At 43.4% G+C, this 18,552-nt stretch carries 18 protein-coding genes and 1 pseudogene; 9 read left to right on the forward strand and 10 right to left on the reverse strand.

Going from position 1 to position 18,552, the window contains the following annotated elements; all coding sequences use genetic code 11:
• A pseudogene (locus QZ169_RS04105) lies at positions 1–167 on the forward strand (NADH-dependent oxidoreductase); the annotation flags it as partial.
• A 122-nt stretch (positions 168–289) separates the two neighbouring features.
• On the opposite strand, the gene QZ169_RS04110 reads toward QZ169_RS04105, so the two are convergent.
• The 5 genes from QZ169_RS04110 to QZ169_RS04130 all read right to left on the reverse strand — a co-directional run bounded on the left by QZ169_RS04110 (position 290) and on the right by QZ169_RS04130 (position 5,467).
• Positions 290–982: an alpha/beta hydrolase-fold protein gene (locus QZ169_RS04110; RefSeq protein WP_295505039.1), complete on the reverse strand. Its 693-nt coding sequence runs from the start codon at positions 980–982 to the stop codon at positions 290–292.
• A complete protein-coding gene (locus QZ169_RS04115) occupies positions 963–1,991 on the reverse strand; it encodes an ABC transporter substrate-binding protein (RefSeq protein ID WP_002912909.1) in 1,029 nt (342 codons plus the stop codon). Before QZ169_RS04115 ends, QZ169_RS04110 begins: the two co-directional genes overlap by 20 nt.
• 55 nt (positions 1,992–2,046) lie before the next feature.
• Positions 2,047–2,802 (reverse strand): ABC transporter ATP-binding protein, encoded by a 756-nt coding sequence (locus QZ169_RS04120; RefSeq protein ID WP_295505040.1) that lies wholly within the window; start codon positions 2,800–2,802, stop codon positions 2,047–2,049.
• Position 2,803: 1 nt separating this feature from the next.
• The gene (locus QZ169_RS04125; protein WP_295505041.1) at positions 2,804–3,850 is read right to left on the reverse strand and encodes an iron ABC transporter permease; all 1,047 of its coding nucleotides are present in this window, start codon (positions 3,848–3,850) and stop codon (positions 2,804–2,806) included.
• 534 nt (positions 3,851–4,384) lie between these two features.
• Positions 4,385–5,467: a Xaa-Pro peptidase family protein gene (locus QZ169_RS04130; RefSeq protein WP_295505042.1), complete on the reverse strand. Its 1,083-nt coding sequence runs from the start codon at positions 5,465–5,467 to the stop codon at positions 4,385–4,387.
• 162 nt (positions 5,468–5,629) lie between these two features.
• On the opposite strand from QZ169_RS04130, the gene ccpA reads away from it, so the two are divergent.
• The 6 genes from ccpA (at position 5,630) to thrS (ending at position 12,601) form a co-directional block, all read left to right on the forward strand.
• Positions 5,630–6,634: a catabolite control protein A gene (ccpA, locus tag QZ169_RS04135; RefSeq protein ID WP_002894913.1), complete on the forward strand. Its 1,005-nt coding sequence runs from the start codon at positions 5,630–5,632 to the stop codon at positions 6,632–6,634.
• 246 nt (positions 6,635–6,880) lie between these two features.
• Positions 6,881–7,879: a glycosyltransferase family 4 protein gene (locus QZ169_RS04140; RefSeq protein ID WP_295505043.1), complete on the forward strand. Its 999-nt coding sequence runs from the start codon at positions 6,881–6,883 to the stop codon at positions 7,877–7,879.
• Between the two features lies 1 nt (position 7,880).
• A complete protein-coding gene (locus QZ169_RS04145) occupies positions 7,881–9,203 on the forward strand; it encodes a glycosyltransferase family 4 protein (RefSeq protein ID WP_295505044.1) in 1,323 nt (440 codons plus the stop codon).
• Positions 9,204–9,274: 71 nt separating this feature from the next.
• Positions 9,275–9,757, forward strand: coding sequence for a hypothetical protein (locus QZ169_RS04150; protein ID WP_295505045.1), 483 nt, complete (start codon positions 9,275–9,277; stop codon positions 9,755–9,757).
• Positions 9,758–9,968: 211 nt separating this feature from the next.
• Positions 9,969–10,661, forward strand: a complete 693-nt coding sequence (locus QZ169_RS04155; RefSeq protein WP_367113040.1) for an AAA family ATPase — start codon at positions 9,969–9,971, stop codon at positions 10,659–10,661.
• Entirely contained in the window at positions 10,658–12,601 is a 1,944-nt protein-coding gene (gene thrS, locus QZ169_RS04160; protein WP_295505047.1) for a threonine--tRNA ligase, read from the forward strand. Before QZ169_RS04155 ends, thrS begins: the two co-directional genes overlap by 4 nt.
• 104 nt (positions 12,602–12,705) lie before the next feature.
• On the opposite strand, the gene QZ169_RS04165 is transcribed toward thrS, so the two are convergent.
• The 5 genes from QZ169_RS04165 to QZ169_RS04185 all read right to left on the reverse strand — a co-directional run bounded on the left by QZ169_RS04165 (position 12,706) and on the right by QZ169_RS04185 (position 16,164).
• Entirely contained in the window at positions 12,706–13,104 is a 399-nt protein-coding gene (locus QZ169_RS04165; protein WP_295505048.1) for a hypothetical protein, read from the reverse strand.
• A gap of 108 nt (positions 13,105–13,212) precedes the next feature.
• Complete coding sequence (locus QZ169_RS04170) at positions 13,213–13,872, reverse strand: amino acid ABC transporter permease (RefSeq protein ID WP_049547961.1); 660 nt, start codon at positions 13,870–13,872, stop codon at positions 13,213–13,215.
• Between the two features lie 10 nt (positions 13,873–13,882).
• Entirely contained in the window at positions 13,883–14,563 is a 681-nt protein-coding gene (locus tag QZ169_RS04175; RefSeq protein WP_295505049.1) for an amino acid ABC transporter permease, read from the reverse strand.
• A gap of 12 nt (positions 14,564–14,575) precedes the next feature.
• Positions 14,576–15,388, reverse strand: coding sequence for a transporter substrate-binding domain-containing protein (locus QZ169_RS04180; RefSeq protein WP_295505050.1), 813 nt, complete (start codon positions 15,386–15,388; stop codon positions 14,576–14,578).
• 14 nt (positions 15,389–15,402) lie between these two features.
• On the reverse strand, positions 15,403–16,164 hold the full coding sequence (locus tag QZ169_RS04185) for an amino acid ABC transporter ATP-binding protein (protein ID WP_002920730.1): 762 nt from the start codon (positions 16,162–16,164) through the stop codon (positions 15,403–15,405).
• A gap of 339 nt (positions 16,165–16,503) precedes the next feature.
• Here QZ169_RS04185 and yycF point away from each other — a divergent pair, with 339 nt between their 5' ends.
• Both yycF and vicK read left to right on the forward strand, forming a co-directional pair.
• A complete protein-coding gene (gene yycF / locus QZ169_RS04190) occupies positions 16,504–17,205 on the forward strand; it encodes a response regulator YycF (protein ID WP_002894937.1) in 702 nt (233 codons plus the stop codon).
• On the forward strand, positions 17,198–18,547 hold the full coding sequence (gene vicK / locus QZ169_RS04195; protein WP_002899938.1) for a cell wall metabolism sensor histidine kinase VicK: 1,350 nt from the start codon (positions 17,198–17,200) through the stop codon (positions 18,545–18,547). Before yycF ends, vicK begins: the two co-directional genes overlap by 8 nt.
• The last annotated feature ends 5 nt before the right edge of the window (positions 18,548–18,552 follow it).

Consider the following 18,552-nt stretch of genomic DNA (forward strand, 5'->3'; position numbering starts at 1 on the left):
CAGAAATTGTCCATGAGATTAGCCCTGAGCAGTTGAAAAACTCTCAATTGACACCAGGCTTGCTTGAAGTGTTCAGCCGTAAGGATTCTGGCGGTCTGCCCGTTTTACCTGGTCATGACAGTATTACCCACCTTCATACTGGTAAATTTGGGGATGAGGGACAGTAATAATTTTAGTGTAATTTTTTTCCAAGACTTTTACCATTTTACTGGTGAGAGTCTTTTTTACGTACAGCAATAAACTAAAAAACCCCTTTGTCAGCTACTGTGAGTGACAAAGGGATTTTTCATTAGTCGAGATGCCATTGTGTGGCCAGCCAATCGGAAAAGGCAGCATAGCGCTCTTTGAGGGCTTCATGATGACCGTAAGAATCAAAGACGGAGAAAGTGGTAAGGATTTCTTTCTGAATCAAGCGATGAATTTCTTCAGCATAAAAAGGAGCTTTGGAAAGTCGGTTTGAGTGATTCGCGCCTTCTGTCTTTCCATTCTGCAAATAAACCAGACAGTCCTTGTTTTTCAAGTCCTGTGTCTGGCAATAGTCGCTAAAACCTGGGTACCAAAAAGAACCGCAGATAGAAAAAACACAAGGAATCTCGGAAACGCTATAGAGACTGTAAACAGCCGCTAGTCCACCGAGAGAGTAGCCACCATAGGCAATTCTATTTTCATCCAGTAGGTAACTCTGTCTGATTTCTGCTAATATACCGTTGAATAGTTTCTGGTGGTAGCTATCTGCTCCGCCGCCAAAATCGGGATTGTCAGGCTTTAGAGCATTGGCTTTCCAGAGGGTATAATCGTCCAGCCTGTTGTTTGATATCAGTCCGATCAAGATTACCGATGAAGAAAGCTTGCTTAGGTAGTTTATCTGTCCATCGTTTAGCAAGACAGCAGGATAAGGTCTCGATCCGTCATAATCTTGGGGCAGGGCAATTTTGACAGTGATACCCTCCCAGACAAAGGTCTTATTTATTGACAAAGTCATTGATTTTCTCGAGTGAGTCGATTACAGCAGGACCATAATCCATGAACTCATCATAGGATATGGTCATGATTTTCTGATTTTTGACTGCTGGGACATCTTCTAGAACAGGATTAGCTTTCATTAGATCAACTGCTTGCTCATCCATGGCCTTGTTGCGGTCGCTGGTTACGTAGATGATGACTTCTGGATCCATAGAGACCAGATTTTCCAAGGTCAAGTCAGAGGTTCCAGTCGCTACATTGGTATAGCCGAGCTGGTTAAGCAAGCTCTCCTGCAAGGCAGATTTATAGGCACCGAAAGTCTCATCGTTGTAAGCACACATGATGAGCGCTTTTTTCTTTTCGCCTTGGCTAGCCTTATTGGTCTTCTTAACACTGTCAATTCTTGCCTGCAGCTGGTCAGCATACTGATTGGCCTTGTCTTGGACATTAAAGATGGTTCCTATATTCTTGACATCTTCAACGATATTGCCTAGGTCTTGCTTGGTATTGGACAGGGAAGCCTTCTGTGTATAGACAGGGATTTTGTTTTCATTCCAGGCACTGACTGTCCCCAGAGACTTCTCGGAAAACATCATGTTTCGGCCAAGAAGAGCATCTGGCTCATAGGATAGCACAGTTTCCTGTGATACGGTTTTCTTGTCGCCAACTTGCGGAATGGTTGCAATATCAGCCTTGTATTTATCTGTGACATCATTGTCTGGATTGAGCATACCGGCGATCTTGTCTTTCAATCCTAGTTCAATCAAGATTTCGGTTGTTGAAAGGTTGTTGGTGATGACCTTTTCCGGTGCCTTTTCAAAGACCTGATCAATCTCCTTGCCTTCGGCATCGTAGGTTTTGATTGTCACTGGATATTTTGTCTCTGCTGTACTCTTTTTCGCGCTTTCAGTTTTGGAGGAAGATTGCGAAGTTGAGCTTTCTTTCGTACTTTCCTTTGATGAAGAATTACAGGCTGCCATTGTCAGTGCAGCAGTTGCGACGAGTAAGATACTGAGTGTTTTTTTCATATTTCCTTCCTTTCTTGGACTTGGAGCTTGTATAGATAAAGCTGAAAACAGACTCTTATAGATACTGAATCATGGCCTGTCGATCGTTAGTCCAGATCACTTTGCTCTGAATACCGTAAACGGCTTGCAGTGAATCATGGGTGATGGCCTCCTTTGGAGCGCCTTGGTATGCAATCTCACCTCCCTTCATGAGGTACAAATAGTCTGAATACCGACAAGCCAGTTGGATATCGTGTAGAACAGCCAAAACATTGATCTTTAGGTCTTTCACGATACGCAGCATATCCAGCTGGTATTTGATATCCAGATGATTGGTTGGCTCGTCTAGGAGCAGTAGGCTTGGCTGCTGGGCCAAAGCGCGTGCCAGCAGGACTCTTTGCTTCTCACCGCCAGACAGGGATAGATAGGTTCGGTCCCCCTTATCTAGCATATCTACCTGCCTCAAGGCATGACGGACGAGGGCATAGTCTTTTTCGCTCTCTTTTTGAAAAAGGGACAGATGCGGCGTCCTGCCCAGCATGACGATTTCTTGGACGGTGCAGTCAAACTGAAGATGGTTAAACTGAGTTACAACGGCTATTTTCTGGGCTGCTTTTTTTATGCTGACCTGTTCAAGTGGCCTTCCGTCTAGATAAATGTTCCCGCTGTCAGGTTTGATTTGGCGGTAAATGGTTTTGAGCAGACTAGTTTTACCGCTTCCGTTGGGCCCTAAAATGGTGTGAAACTGATTTCCCTCGACCTTGAATGAAATCCCTTTCAAGATTTCTTTTTGGCCGACGGCATAGTGGATATTTTGGCAAGTTAGATCCATATCAGCTGCTTACCTCCTTTCGGCTTTTGGCAACAATGTAGATGAAGAAGGGGGCGCCGACTAAAGCGGTGAAGATCCCAATCGGCAGCTCGGCATTTTTGACCAAAATTCGAGCCAAAACATCTGCCCAGACAAGAAAGAGAGAGCCGAGCAGGGTTGCGATAGGAAAGAGCCTTTTGTAGTTGGTACCGACTAATCTACGAGCAATGTGCGGAGTGATTAGTCCGACGAAGCCGATAATGCCGCAGCAGGCAACCAGCACCGCTGTCATGATTGCGACAATTGTGATATAAAGGAACCAGTAAAAATGCAGAGGTACCCCCAGTGTCAAAGCTGCTTCGTCACCCATCATCATGGTATTGAAAATACGATACTGGGAACAGAAAAACAAAAAGGAGAAACCAACAATAAGAGCCGGCAAGGCAAGGTCTGACCAAGAAGTTCCGGCTAGCGAGCCCATGGTCCAGAACTTGATCGTCATAAGGCTGTCAGCATTAGCACCGACAGAAATGATAAAGTTGGAAAAGGCGATAAAAAGGGCATTTACAACTGTTCCTGATAAAATCAGACTGCTTGTCGTCATTTTTCCCTGCATGGATGCGATAAAAAGGACCACTGCCGATGCCAGAATGGCTCCTATAAAGGCACCTGTGCCAGTAATGGATTTGAGTCCTAAGATAATGCTTAGTGTGGCTCCGAAGGTTGCACCCGCTGAAATTCCCAGGATATAAGGCTCTGCGATGGGATTATTGACAGTAGATTGCATGACGCTGCCACAGACAGACAGCCCAGCACCAACTAGGATTCCTAAGAGCACTCTTGGAACCCGCATGTTCCAAACAATAGCGATTGTAGACGGCGATAGTTTGCCTGTGCCAAGGGAGAAACCGAGCTTGCTGAAAATAATCTGGTAAGTATCTTGTATATTAATAGTGACCGATCCCAAAGATACTGCCAAAAAGAGGGAGCAAGCCAGAAAAATGATGAGAAGCAAGAGCAGGCAGATATAGCGAGAAAATCCGTGATTTTCTGACTTTTTGAAGAGCATCCAGACCTCCTTAACAGCAAAGATTAGAATTTTTAGACAATTTTTCATAAAAAATTATAACATTTTTAAATCAGAAGGGCAAGAAGGGATAAAAACCTCTGATATGACAAGGTTTAATGACGCTTTCTATTGGTAGCAAAATTTTTTCTCTTTTCAGTGATGAAAACATCTTGCTGGTGTAAGAACTGGTTAGAGCGGATCAATTGAGTTCTTCGGAACGCCTCTACAGACGACTTCATTGGAGAAAAAGTGGGTGAATCTAAATGACTTAGTATAATTACTAGGAAACAAGAAAAAACGACAGAAACTTTTCTATCGTTTTTTGAAATTATAAATGCGTAAGGACCAAGAGAGCTATAATGATGTTCAAAGTCTATTTGAGCTAAAGAAGAGTGAGAAGCGCTCACGGTATTCGATTTCCTCATTAATCAAAAATGTGATACCTGAAAGCCTCCAACAATGATAGCTAAAATGGGCAGATGGCTTTTGCCACGCCCAATAATCATTCAAGACATAAAATAGGCTTATAAAATTCTATTCAAAATACAACAAGTCCTTGCTAGTTTCGGTGAAGAGTTCAAAACCATTCTTAGTGACATGGCCGCAGTCTTCGATGCGGACACCGACCTTGCCAGGGATATAGATACCAGGCTCAACAGAGAAGCACATGCCTTCTTCGATGACCATGTCGTTGCCCTCCATGATAGATGGAAATTCATGAACATCCATACCGATACCATGGCCGAGACGGTGATTGAAATACTCACCATAGCCCGCTTTTTCGATGACTTGCCGAGCGGCACGGTCTACTTCATGAGCTGTGACACCTGGCTTGATAAAGTCAAGTGCAGCTTGCTGGGCTTCCAAAGTCAGATGGTAGATATCTTTTTTGAACTGGTCCGGCTGGCCAACAGCAACGGTCCGTGTCATATCGCTGGCATAGCCATTAACCATGCAGCCAAGGTCAAAAAGGAGGAGGGCGTTATTTTCGACTTTATTGGCTCCAGGAATGCCGTGCGGATTAGCTGCATTATTTCCCGTCAGCACCATAGTTTCAAAGCTCATCTCATAGCCTTCTCGCTTGATGGCAAAGTCAATTTGAGCGATGATATCTGTTTCGGTATTGTCCAGTGAAATATTGTCAAAACCGATATTGACAGCCTTGTCAGCATATTGCCCAGCTACCAGCATTTTCTGGATTTCATCGGCAGACTTAATCAGGCGCAAGCGGTTGACGTAAGGTGTCAGGTTGGCAAATTCTGCAGTTTCAAAGACGGTTTTCAATCCATGATATTTGGTCAAAATCAAGTTATCAAACTCAAGAGCGACAGTCTTGAAGGAGTGAGCCGGAAGGGCTGCTTTAATCTTCTGCCAAGGATTTTCAGAGTCCATATAGCCAAGGACTGAAAAGGGAACAGAACCTGAAGCACGCTCAACTTCTAGAGCAGGCACAAAGAGCAGGGGCTCATGGTCAGGAAAGACAAACAAAAACATCTGCCGCTCATGCGGGTCACTGTAGAAACCAGTCAGATAATTGATAGTGACTGGATCAGACAGAACAGCGGCATCTAGCTTCTCATTCTCGAGATAGTGGGTGATTTGTTGAATTTTTGTCATGGTCACAACCTTCTTTCTATGCCTCTATTTTGGCAAAAAATGTCAAAAAAAGCAAGACTTTTCAAAAACTTATCAAAATACTTGAAAGTGTTTACAAGAAGTGATAAAATGGTGAATGTAGGAAAGTGAAAACGATATTTTCAATAGAAGAAAGGAAACTATATGAACACAGACGACACAGTAACTATTTATGATGTCGCCCGTGAAGCGGGAGTTTCGATGGCGACAGTCAGTCGAGTAGTGAATGGAAATAAGAACGTCAAAGAAAACACACGTAAAAAAGTTTTAGAGGTCATTGACCGTCTTGACTATCGTCCAAACGCAGTAGCACGTGGACTAGCCAGCAAGAAGACTACAACCGTCGGCGTTGTCATTCCAAATATTACCAATAGCTATTTCTCAACTCTGGCAAAAGGGATTGATGATATTGCTGAAATGTATAAATACAATATTGTCTTGGCTAACAGTGATGAGGACGATGATAAGGAAGTATCCGTTGTCAATACTCTCTTTTCTAAACAGGTGGATGGCATTATTTTCATGGGCTATCATCTGACAGAGAAAATTCGCTCAGAGTTTTCACGTTCGCGTACACCGGTCGTTTTGGCGGGTACTGTCGATGTGGAGCATCAGCTTCCGAGCGTTAATATTGACTACAAGCAAGCAACGGTTGATGCTGTAGAATTACTGGCTAAGCGCAATAAAAAAATTGCCTTTGTCAGCGGACCGCTTGTAGATGATATCAACGGGAAAATCCGTCTATCAGGCTATAAAGATGGCTTGAAGAACAAGAAACTTTCATACAGCGAAGGCTTGGTTTTTGAATCTAAATATTCTTATGATGATGGCTACCACTTGGCAGAGCGTGTTATTGCTTCCAAAGCAACTGCAGCTTTTGTCACAGGAGATGAGTTGGCAGCAGGCCTCTTAAATGGTCTGTCTGATCAAGGAATCAAGGTTCCAGAAGATTTTGAAATCATTACCAGTGATGATTCGCAAGTAGCTCGTTTCACTCGTCCTAACCTTTCCACAATCGGTCAGCCTCTTTATGACATCGGCGCTATCAGTATGCGCATGCTGACTAAGATTATGCATAAGGAAGAATTGGAAGAACGCGAAGTTCTCCTAGCTCACAGCATTAGCGAGCGTAAATCAACTCGGAAATAAGCGGTGAGATAGAAGCTTGATTATCAAGTCTTCTGAGCTTGAAAAGCGACAAAAGAGACCAAGCAAATTACTGCTTTAAGAGAGTTTTATGATTATGAAGCGAGGCTGAGGTGTAGTACCTCAGCTTTTTTGTGTTTCCATTCAGTTAGAGCAGTTTTCTAAGCTTTATCAGGCTTTGGATGGATTTTTTACCTCATTTGCCCTTGTGGATTTCCTTTTTATTTTATTTTAGGTATAATAGGAAGTATGAAAGTATTACTGTATCTTGAAGGAAAGTCCGTTTTGGAGAAATCAGGAATCGGCCGAGCCCTCCAGCATCAGATGCATGCCTTGGATTTGGCTGGGATTCCTTATACGACGGACGTTTTAGGAGATTATGATGTGGTCCACATCAATACCTATGGTCCTCGTAGCTTGCTTCTCCTGCATGCTGCCAAGAGGGGCAATAAAAAAGTGATTATGCATGGGCATTCGACCAAGGAGGACTTTGAAAATTCCTTTATTGGTTCCAATCTTTTTGCTCCGCTTTTTGGTAAATACCTAACTCACATGTATAAAAAGGCGGATTTCATTATCACGCCGTCGGAGTATTCCAAGCAGCTGATCCAGTCTTATGGGGTCACTACGCCTATGGTGGCTGTGTCAAACGGTATTGACCTGCCTAAGTATAAGAAAGATTCTCGCAAGGAAGAAGTTTTTAAAAAGTATTTCAAGATTGAAGATGGGCAGAAGGTGGTCGTCTGTGCTGGTCTTTATTTCCGCCGCAAGGGGATTGAGGATTTTGTAGAGGTTGCCCGCAGGATGCCAGATGTGCGCTTTATCTGGCTGGGCTCTATCAATCTCTGGCTGATTCCGCGCAAGATTCGCCGTCTGGTTCTCTTTGACCACCCTGATAATGTCGAATTCCCTGGCTATTTTAAGGGAGCGGTATTTCAGGGAGCCATGTCTGGAGCAGATGCCTTCTTTTTCCCGTCCTATGAGGAAACTGAAGGAATTGTTGTCCTGGAAGCCCTGGCCAGTGAGCAGAATGTTGTGCTGCGTGATATTCCAGTCTATCAGGGCTGGGTGGATGAGCGTTCAGCCGATCTCTGCAACAATGTAGATGAGTTTGTCCAGTCTCTGAGAAATATCCTAGATAAAAAGGTGGATAAGCGTGAAGCAGGCTATCAGGTGGCTAAAAGCCGGTCAATTGACGATGTCTCAGGTCAGTTAGTTGAGGCTTATCAAACAGTTTTGGAGATGTAAGATGCGTATTGGTCTTTTTACAGATACCTATTTTCCTCAGGTCTCTGGGGTTGCTACCAGTATTCGGACTTTGAAGACGGAGCTGGAAAAATTAGGTCACACGGTATTTATTTTTACGACGACGGACAAGGATGTCAATCGTTATGAGGATTGGCAGATTATTCGGATTCCCAGCGTACCTTTCTTTGCCTTTAAGGACCGAAGAGTGGCTTACCGAGGCTTTTCTCATGCCTTAGAAATTGCCCGTCAGTACCAGCTGGATATTATCCATACCCAGACTGAGTTTTCACTAGGGCTGCTGGGGATTTGGATCGCCAAAGAGCTAAGGATTCCGGTAGTACATACCTATCATACCCAGTATGAAGATTATGTGCACTATATTGCCAAGGGGATGGTCATCCGTCCTAGCATGGTCAAATATATCGTCCGTGGCTTCATGAGTGACTTGGATGGGGTTATCTGCCCTAGCGAGATTGTTTATGATCTCTTGATTGATTATAAAATCGAAGCAGAAAAACGGGTAATTCCGACAGGGATTGAGCTGGCGAAGTTTGAGCGGCCGGAAATTTCGCGTGAGGATATCAAGAAGCTTCGTTTCAAGCTAGGACTGGTTGAAGATGAGATTATGCTGCTCAGTCTGTCCCGTATTTCTTATGAAAAGAATATCCAGGCTATCGTTGAGGCGATGCCTGCCGTCCTAGAAGAAAATGACAAAGTCAAGCTAGTCATTGTCGGCGACGGTCCTTATGCAGAAGACTTGAAAAAACTGGTTGCCAAGCTTCAGATTGAAGAAGCTGTCATCTTTACGGGGATGATTGCTCCTAGTGATACGGCTCTTTACTATAAAGCTGCGGATTTCTTTATCTCTGCCTCGACCAGTGAGACCCAAGGTCTGACTTATCTGGAAAGCTTAGCCAGCGGCACACCGATTATTGCCCATGGAAATCCTTATCTGGATAATGTTATCAGTGACAAGATTTTTGGGACCCTTTATTACCAAGAGCGGGATTTATCAGGCGCTATTTTAGAGGCAATTATTGCGACACCTGATATGGATGAGCAGAAGTTAGCAGACAAGCTCTACGAGATTTCAGCGGAGAACTTTGGTCGCAGAGTTTATGAGTTTTATCTGGATTTAACCATTTCTAAGGACTTCCATAACGAGCTCAGCCCAGAGGAAAGTGCTGCCAAGCGTCTGGCCAAGACAGTGGCCTATCTGCCTGGAAAAGTCATTTCTCTTCCAATCAATGGCTCCGTTCGTATCCTCAAAGCTTCGAGTAAGCAAGTGAAAAAAATCAGGAATATTACTAAATTATTAGAATAGAAACATGCCTTGCATCATTGTGGCAATAGCTATTGATGCAAGGTTTTGTTTAGAAATAGAGGAGAAATCTTATGAAAAAATATCTCAAACAGTTGCCGTGGTTGCTTTTGTTCTATGGCATTTTCATTGCTTCAGATTGGATTTGGCAAGAGCTTTGGAGATATCTTATAGACAATACAGAAAGTGTAGAAAGTGTTTTGAACTGGCTTTCAAACTTTAATATTTTGTATTATCTTTTACTGCTGCCCTTTGTTGGTGCAGGGATTGCTTATATAAATACTCGGAAGAATGGCTTCGTTTTGCCCTTCCTCCTTCTGATTCCTGGTGTCCATTATTATTATCTATTCAAAAATTTTTTTGATGGCCTTTTTTACTCAGGAGACAAGATTTATAATCCAATCACTTCCACGCTTTATAATGCTAGGGATATTCATGTCTTGTTATTCCTTTCTTTGGGAGGAATGCTGTTGGCAGAGCAACACCGTAAAAAACGTCAAGCAGCTACTTTGAGTCAAGAGGCTCTCAATCGTTTTTCCGGTTTTGATGGCCAATAGCTCTTGCAAATTTTTCCAATCGTGCTATAATGTTTTCTAGAGACAAATCACCTGCAGGAAATCTTTTAGAGAGCGCGTGGAGCTGGAAATCGCGTAGAGGATGCAGTTGGGACTACTCTATTAGCTTTTATGCAAACATAAAACGGTGGCTACGTTAGAGCCGATTCGAGGTGTAAGTCTTTTGGCTTGCATAAATGAAGGTGGAACCACGTTGCGACGTCCTTTTGAGGATGTCGTTTTTCTTTTGTCAGAAGGAGGGAGAATGGTGCTTTATATGATTGGCGGATCGCCTTGTAGTGGGAAGTCAACAATTGCTTCACTTCTTGCTAGACAGTATCAGCTGCTTCATATCAAACTGGATGATTTGGTAGACGAGATGATGAGTCAAGCAAGTGCAGACTCACAGCCGATTTGCCTTCTTAGACAGGACAGAAATCCGGAACAAATCTGGATGAGAAATCCAGAAGAGATGGCAGATGAAGAATGGCGCTTTTATGAAGAGATTTTTCCTTATGTAAAATCTTACTTGATAAAAAATCAAGATAGACCTTTCTTAGTGGAGGGGGCAGGACTTTTGCCTCACTTGGTAAAGGAGCTTGAATGCCCAGTGCCCTCTTATCTATGCTTGACTCCGACAGCTGATTTTCAGAAAAAGCATTATAGACAGAGAGAATGGGTTCCTTATGTCTTAGAGGGAACAACCAATCCTGAGCAAGCTTTTGAAAACTGGATGCAGCGAGACATTCTTTTTGCTCAAATGGTTCGGAAGGAAGCGGTGAGATTAGGCTATTCTAGCCTCATAACAGATGGTAGTCAATCAGAAAAGCAGACTGCGGAAGAGATTGCTCGAATCTTTAAATTGTCCAATATAAATAGAATAGATATTAAAGGAGAAAACTCATGATTAAGATTACTTTCCCAGATGGCGCTGTGCGTGAATTCGAATCTGGCGTTACAACTTTTGAAATTGCTCAATCTATCAGCAATTCCCTAGCTAAAAAAGCTTTGGCTGGTAAATTCAACGGCAAATTGATTGATACGACTCGTGCCATCACTGAAGATGGTGCCATTGAAATCGTGACACCTGACCACGAAGATGCTTTAGACATCTTGCGTCATTCTGCAGCCCACCTGTTTGCGCAAGCGGCTCGCCGTCTTTTCCCAGATATTCACTTGGGCGTTGGTCCTGCCATTCAGGATGGTTTCTATTATGATACGGACAATAAAACAGGGCAAATTTCAAATGAAGATCTGCCTCGTATCGAAGAAGAAATGAAGAAAATCGTCAAAGAAAACTTCCCATCCATCCGCGAGGAAGTGACCAAGGATGAGGCGCGTGAAATTTTCAAAAACGATCCTTACAAGTTGGAATTGATTGAAGAGCACTCAGAAGATGAGGGCGGTTTGACCATCTACCGTCAGGGTGAATATGTGGATCTCTGCCGTGGGCCTCACGTTCCATCTACAGGTCGGATTCAAATCTTCCACCTCTTGAACGTGGCTGGAGCATATTGGCGCGGGAACAGCGACAATGCTATGATGCAGCGGGTCTATGGTACTGCTTGGTTTGACAAGAAAGACCTGAAGAAATATCTGCAAATGCGGGAAGAAGCTAAAGAACGCGACCACCGTAAGTTAGGTAAAGAGCTGGATCTCTTCATGATTTCTCAAGAAGTGGGGCAAGGTTTGCCATTCTGGCTGCCAAACGGTGCCACTGTTCGTCGTGAGTTGGAGCGCTACATCGTTGACAAAGAGTTGGCTTCCGGCTACCAACACGTCTACACTCCGCCTTTGGCTTCTGTAGAGCTCTATAAGACTTCTGGCCACTGGGAGCACTATCAAGAGGATATGTTCCCAACCATGGATATGGGTGATGGAGAAGAGTTTGTTCTTCGTCCCATGAACTGTCCGCACCACATCCAAGTTTACAAACACCATGTTCACTCTTACCGCGAGTTGCCAATCCGTATCGCCGAGATTGGCATGATGCACCGCTACGAAAAATCTGGTGCCCTGACTGGTCTTCAACGTGTACGTGAAATGTCTCTCAACGATGGCCACCTCTTTGTAACGCCAGAGCAGATTCAAGAGGAATTCCAACGTGCGCTGCAGTTGATCATCGACGTTTACGCTGACTTCAACTTGACAGAATATCGTTTCCGTCTCTCTCTTCGTGACCCTCAGGATACGCATAAGTATTTTGATAACGATGAGATGTGGGAAAATGCCCAAACCATGCTGCGAGCAGCCTTGGACGAAATGGGTGTGGACTACTTTGAGGCAGAAGGAGAAGCAGCCTTTTACGGCCCTAAACTCGATATCCAGGTTAAAACAGCTCTTGGAAATGAAGAAACTCTGTCAACTATCCAGCTGGACTTCCTCTTGCCAGAGCGTTTTGACCTCAAATATGTCGGAGCTGACGGTGAAGAGCATCGCCCAGTTATGATTCACCGTGGAGTTATCTCAACCATGGAGCGCTTTACAGCCATCTTGATTGAAAATTACAAGGGTGCCTTCCCGACTTGGCTGGCTCCGCATCAAGTGACTTTGATTCCTGTTTCTAACGAAGCCCATATTGACTATGCTTGGCAAGTAGCTAAAAAGCTGCGCGACAAGGGTGTCCGTGCTGATGTGGATGAGCGTAATGAAAAAATGCAGTACAAGATTCGTGCTTCACAAACTAGCAAGATTCCTTATCAGCTTATCGTTGGTGACAAGGAAGGAGAAGACGGTACTGTTAATGTCCGCCGCTACGGTCAAAAAGAAACACATACAATACCAGTAGACGAATTTGTAGAGCAGATCTTAGCAGACATTGCCAACAAATCACGCGTTGAAAAGTAGAATTCATTAGATAACGATTAAACCCGAGCCAATTGGCTCGGGTTTAATTGTTTTCTATCTGTAGGTAGAAACTTCTTTAACTAATTATGTTAGCAAGTTTAAACTTAATTCAAGTATTTATCCACATAATCATCAAAATCAGGATACTCATTTCGGTTCATAGCATAGAGCATTTCTCCGTAAAGTGGGTCACTAGACGGGTCATCAGGTTCTAGAAGAGTAGCTATTTTCATATCATCATCTGGGAAAAGGATGGTGTAGTGATAGGTGTCACTGACAGTGATACTGTAATATTTAGTATTTTCTTGATAGCCTGACTTATCTATCTTATAGTGAAATTCTTTATCACCTAGCTTGCCGGTCTTGTCATTGAAGACAATGTCAATGTCCTCTCCATTTGCTTTCTGAGCCTTCCATTTTCCCTGGAAGCTAGCGTGCTGACCGCAGGCGCTGAGAAAGATTAGTGTTAAGACAGTGATAAAAAGCCATGTTAGTTTTTTCATATCGTTCTCCTTGTCTATCCTTTGATATTATTCTACCACAAATATTAAAAATAAAAAAGCTGAGTTGGTAAACTCAACTTTTGCACAGTAGTTATATATTTGAGCTATCTATTCTGCAGCTTGAGCCCAGCGTTGGGATAGCTTACGCGAGAAGCTGGAAATAGCGAAGTTAATCAGGAAATAGATGGCTGCTACTAATAGGTAGAGTGCGAAGACCTGTTCAGCTTCAAAATAGCGTCCCATTAGAATTTGAGCAGAACCAAAGAGTTCTTGGAGCGCAATAACAGAATAGAGCAGGCTGGTATCCTTTATCACTGTTACAAATTGAGAAATGATGGCTGGCAGCATTTTTCGAATAGCCTGAGGTAGGATGATATAACGCAGAATCTGAAACTGAGTAAATCCTTGAGATAAGCCGGCTTCAGTCTGACCTGGATCAATGGCATTGAGGCCGCCCCGGATAATTTCTGCCAAAGCAGCAGAAGTAAAGACAGTAAAGCTAATGATACCGGCTGGCGTTGACTTAATCTGAAAGACTAAAAAGATAGTGAAAATCCAGAGCAGATTGGGTACATTACGGACAAATTCGATATAAATGCTGGCAATCAGTTTGAGTAGTTTATTTTTTCCGTTTCTCATGACTGCTAGAATAGTTCCAAAAATCGTGGATAGGACGATGGAAATGAAAGAAATTTGCAGTGTCAGCCAGAGCCCCTTAAGGATAAAGAGGAGGTTATTTGTGGTTAAGACTTTTAAAATATTTTCCATAGAGACCTCCTTAGATGCTGTAGGCTTGTTTATTGGCTTCCTCTACCTTACGTCCCCAGCTAGCGATTGGGAAGCAAAGGAGGAAGTAGAGCAAAGCTGCTCCAGCAAAGGCTGGGATGTAGTTGGAGTTCAGAGCAGACCAAGACTTGGTTACGAACATCAGATCCATACCAGAGATAATAGCGACGGTAGAAGTGTTTTTAATCAGATTGACGACCTGATTGATTAGCGGTGGCAGGATAATCCGAAAAGCTTGGGGCAGGATGATGTATCTCATGGTTTCGACATAGGTAAAGCCCTGAGATAGTGCAGCTTCAGTCTGTCCGCGAGGAATGGACTGGATACCTGAGCGGATAACTTCAGCGATATAAGCACCGTGGTACAGTCCTACACAGAGAACCGCAGTCCAATAGATTGAAGGCATGATGGTGTAATTACTAACTAGCGGAAGACCGTAAAAGACAATCACAAATTGCACTAAGAGTGGTGTATTCTGATAAAACTCAACAAAAACACGAGCTAGGCCACGTAGAACTTTATGCTTACCTGTGCTGATAGCTCCGAAGGAAATCCCTAGTAGAAGAGCCAAGATTAGGGCACCGATAGAAATGGCTAAGGTAAAGAGGAATCCTTGGAAAAACATGCCAAAGTCCGCAAAGTAGGCCTGCCAAGAAGAAATACTAAAACTCATGGGGTCTCCTTTCTAATCATCTGTTGAAGCAGATGGTTTTAAATCATATTTGTCATAAATTTTCTGTAGACTGCCGTCTTCCTTCCATTTAGAGATTAGGCCATCTACATAGTCATTCAATTGAGTATTGGATTTTTTTGTTACCACACCATAATCGGCTTTTTTGAAGCTGTAATCCAGAATGTTTGACTTGGAACTTACATAGCCTGTCAGGATGGACTTGTCAACAGAAATGGCATCAATACGGTGAGCCCGTAAGGAAACAGCAAGTTCAGGATAGGAGCCTAACTCCACATATTTGAAGTTGAGTTTTTTCTCTTGAGCGATTTCTTCCAGCAAGGTTTGAGTAATAGAGCCTTGGACGACGCCGATAGTCTTGTTATTCAAGTCCTTGACGTCTGTAATTTTGCTGGATTTATTAACTAGAAAACCAGAAGCATCGGTGTAGTAAGGGGTTGTGAAATTATAGATTTCCTTACGCTCATCTGTGATGGTAAAAGTCGCAATTACCATGTCAACTTGTCCGTTGTCCAGAAGTGGTCCGCGAGTTTGTGCGGTAACTGGGACGTAGTTGATTTTGACGCCTAGTTCCTTGGCAATTTTCTTTGCAATATCGATTTCTAGACCGCTGTAAGTATTGCTATCAGGATTTAGGTAACCAAAGTTAGGTACATCCTGCTTGACACCGACATTAAGGACTCCGCGTTTCTGGATGGCCTTGACCTGTTGGCTGCTACTGGAATCGGCTTGTGCAGGAGTGGCGTGAATCAAGCCTAGAGTCAGAAGGAGTAAGAGTAGGCTAATGAGTATTTTTTGTAGTTTCATAGGTCTTCTCCTTTTTAAGAAAGCACATTATCGCTCTCATGGTTGATAATTTTACTGAGAAACTGCTTAGCGCGAGGCTCGGTAGGATTGTCAAAGAAAGCATCAACATCAGTAGTATCCACTAACACCTCACCGTCTGCCATGAAGATAATACGGTCAGCTACCTCACGGGCAAAGCCCATTTCGTGTGTGACCACAATCATATTCATGCCGTCTTTGGCTAATTTTTGCATAACGGCCAGAACATCCCCGATTGTTTCAGGGTCCAGGGCAGAAGTCGGTTCATCAAAGAGCAGGAGCTCAGGATGCATAGCTAAACCACGGGCAATGGCAATCCTTTGCTTTTGCCCACCGGACAGCATGCCTGGGTAAGAGTCTTTCTTGTCCCACATGTTGACAAATTCTAGATATTTTTGAGCGATTTTTTTAGCTTCTTGTTTATCCATTCCTAGAACTTTAATAGGTGCCAAGGTAACATTTTCTAACACCGTTTTGTGGGGGTAAAGATTAAAATGTTGAAAGACCATTCCGACTTCTTTACGTAAATTGACCAGATCTTTGGCAGCAGTGTTCGTGACCTCGTGGCCATTGACGATCAAGCTTCCCTGGTCAATACCTTCTAAAGCGTTGATTGTACGGATAAGAGTAGATTTTCCTGAGCCGGATGGTCCCAGCAGTACGACTACTTGTCCTTTTTCAAAACTGAGATTGATATTGCGCAGAGCATGGTAGTCTCCGTAATACTTTTCGACATTTTTAAATTCAACTAAAGCCATATCTTTCTCCTTTGTGTTAGATAATATGACATAGATTTTACCATAGAATAAATAAACTGTCAAATTGAATAAAAATGAGTATTTCCATTCAGAGAAAAATTTTTTGGATGAGAATTGTCCATTTTCTACAAATGTGGAATAAAAATGGCTTGAATTAGTGTTTTTTAAGAAAACTTTGGTATAATAAGACTAGATAAATAAATAAAATTGGATTGGGAGTCTAGCTAGGCAAACTAGATTGCCTTTTGCACGTTTTGATGCAGGACGACTTAGCTGACTATGTCATAACTTTTCTATCATGGAGTTGATTCAATCCCAATCTTATGTTAAGGTGAACATATGAAGAAAATATTAGTTGTAGATGATGAGAAACCAATCTCAGATATTATTAAGTTTAATATGGCCAAGGAAGGCTATGAGGTTTTGACTGCCTTTGATGGTAAGGAAGCCTTGGAAATGTTTGAGGCAGAACAGCCAGACATCTTGATTCTGGACTTGATGCTGCCAGAAGTGGATGGACTGGAAGTGGCTCGGACTATTCGCAAGACCAGCAATGTGCCGATTATTGTACTGTCTGCTAAGGACAGTGAGTTTGACAAGGTTATTGGCCTTGAAATCGGTGCAGATGACTATGTGACCAAGCCTTTCTCAAATCGTGAGCTGCAGGCGCGCGTCAAGGCACTTCTTCGTCGGGCAGACCTTGTTGTGGAAAACCAAGTGGAAGAAAGTGGCCCGAACGAGCTGACCATTGGGGAACTGCAGATTTTGCCAGATGCTTTTGTTGCTAAGAAGCATGGCAAGGAGTTGGAGCTGACCCACCGTGAGTTTGAGTTGCTTCACCATTTGGCGACACATATCGGACAAGTGATGACACGTGAGCACTTGCTGGAAACAGTATGGGGCTATGACTATTTTGGCGATGTCCGTACAGTGGATGTGACCATTCGCCGCCTGCGTGAAAAGATTGAAGATACGCCAAGCCGACCTGAGTATATCCTGACTCGCCGCGGGGTTGGCTACTATATGAGAAATAATGATTGAAGCAATTAAACAATTTGTGATTTCTGCGGATTTTGTCTTTGCAATCATTATTATTGGCTTCATTGTAGTTGTGGCCTTGCTTTTATTGGAAAATCGCCGGGATAACCAAAAGCTTGTACAGCTTAATCAAAAGGTTAAAGATTTGATTGCAGGGGACTATTCTGAGGTGCTGGACATGCAGGGCAGTCCAGAAATCACAGATATGACCAACAGTATCAATGATCTTTCAGAGGTCATTCGACTGACACATGAAAACCTTGAGCAAGAAACTAAACGCCTTTCCAGTATCCTGTCCTATATGACAGATGGCGTGCTTGCGACCAACCGCCGGGGGCAGATTATCACTATCAACGATATGGCAACCAAGCAGTTGGGAGTTAAGAGAGATGAGGTCCAAAATATGAGTATTTTGGATCTGCTTTCGATTTCAGACGAGTATGATTTGCGGGACCTGATTACCAATGTTCCTGAGCTGACTATTGATTCTCAGGATGAAAATGGTGAGTACTTGAGCTTGCGGGTTCGCTTTGCCTTGGTAAGGCGGGAGTCGGGCTTCATTTCTGGTTTGGTAGCTGTCTTGCATGATACGACAGAGCAGGACAAGGAAGAACGGGAGCGTCGCCTCTTTGTCTCTAACGTCAGCCATGAGTTGCGGACTCCGCTGACCAGTGTCAAGTCCTATCTGGAAGCCCTGGATGAGGGAGCCTTGTCTGAGCCAGTAGCACCGGACTTTGTCAAGGTATCACTCAATGAAACCAATCGCATGATGCGGATGGTGACGGACTTGCTTAGTCTGTCCCGTATTGACAACGAGACGAGCCATTTGGAAGTAGAGTTGACGAATTTCACCGCCTTTATCACCTTTATCCTCAATCGCTTTGACAAGATTAAAAATCAAGACGAAACTAAGAAATATGAGATTATCCGTGATTATCCGATAACACCGATTTGGGTGGAGATTGATACAGATAAGCTGACTCAGGTGATTGATAATATCATGAACAATGCCATCAAGTATTCGCCAGATGGTGGAACCATTACTGTTTCCATCAAGACAACTGATGAGCAGTTGATTCTCTCGATTGCGGATGAAGGTCTGGGAATTCCCAAGCAGGACTTGCCTAAGATTTTTGACCGCTTTTATCGAGTGGACAAGGCACGCAGCCGTGCACAGGGCGGAACAGGTCTGGGGCTGGCTATTGCTAAGGAAATTATCAAGCAGCATCAGGGCTTTATCTGGGCTAAGAGTGAGTATGGTGTGGGCTCGACCTTTACCATTGTCTTGCCTTATGAGAATGATGGTGTCCGGGATGATGACTGGGATAATGAAGATGATATATAGAAAGT

The organism is uncultured Streptococcus sp. (genome assembly GCF_905372115.1).
Classification (GTDB): domain Bacteria; phylum Bacillota; class Bacilli; order Lactobacillales; family Streptococcaceae; genus Streptococcus.

Coding starts and splice junctions, on each gene's coding strand:
- QZ169_RS04110 (WP_295505039.1), bottom strand. CDS start 982: ATGACTTTGTCAATAAATAAGACCTTTGTCTGGGAGGGTATCACTGTC.
- QZ169_RS04115 (WP_002912909.1), bottom strand. CDS start 1,991: ATGAAAAAAACACTCAGTATCTTACTCGTCGCAACTGCTGCACTGACA.
- QZ169_RS04120 (WP_295505040.1), bottom strand. CDS start 2,802: ATGGATCTAACTTGCCAAAATATCCACTATGCCGTCGGCCAAAAAGAA.
- QZ169_RS04125 (WP_295505041.1), bottom strand. CDS start 3,850: ATGCTCTTCAAAAAGTCAGAAAATCACGGATTTTCTCGCTATATCTGC.
- QZ169_RS04130 (WP_295505042.1), bottom strand. CDS start 5,467: ATGACAAAAATTCAACAAATCACCCACTATCTCGAGAATGAGAAGCTA.
- ccpA (WP_002894913.1), top strand. CDS start 5,630: ATGAACACAGACGACACAGTAACTATTTATGATGTCGCCCGTGAAGCG.
- QZ169_RS04140 (WP_295505043.1), top strand. CDS start 6,881: ATGAAAGTATTACTGTATCTTGAAGGAAAGTCCGTTTTGGAGAAATCA.
- QZ169_RS04145 (WP_295505044.1), top strand. CDS start 7,881: ATGCGTATTGGTCTTTTTACAGATACCTATTTTCCTCAGGTCTCTGGG.
- QZ169_RS04150 (WP_295505045.1), top strand. CDS start 9,275: ATGAAAAAATATCTCAAACAGTTGCCGTGGTTGCTTTTGTTCTATGGC.
- thrS (WP_295505047.1), top strand. CDS start 10,658: ATGATTAAGATTACTTTCCCAGATGGCGCTGTGCGTGAATTCGAATCT.
- QZ169_RS04165 (WP_295505048.1), bottom strand. CDS start 13,104: ATGAAAAAACTAACATGGCTTTTTATCACTGTCTTAACACTAATCTTT.
- QZ169_RS04170 (WP_049547961.1), bottom strand. CDS start 13,872: ATGGAAAATATTTTAAAAGTCTTAACCACAAATAACCTCCTCTTTATC.
- QZ169_RS04175 (WP_295505049.1), bottom strand. CDS start 14,563: ATGAGTTTTAGTATTTCTTCTTGGCAGGCCTACTTTGCGGACTTTGGC.
- QZ169_RS04180 (WP_295505050.1), bottom strand. CDS start 15,388: ATGAAACTACAAAAAATACTCATTAGCCTACTCTTACTCCTTCTGACT.
- QZ169_RS04185 (WP_002920730.1), bottom strand. CDS start 16,164: ATGGCTTTAGTTGAATTTAAAAATGTCGAAAAGTATTACGGAGACTAC.
- yycF (WP_002894937.1), top strand. CDS start 16,504: ATGAAGAAAATATTAGTTGTAGATGATGAGAAACCAATCTCAGATATT.
- vicK (WP_002899938.1), top strand. CDS start 17,198: ATGATTGAAGCAATTAAACAATTTGTGATTTCTGCGGATTTTGTCTTT.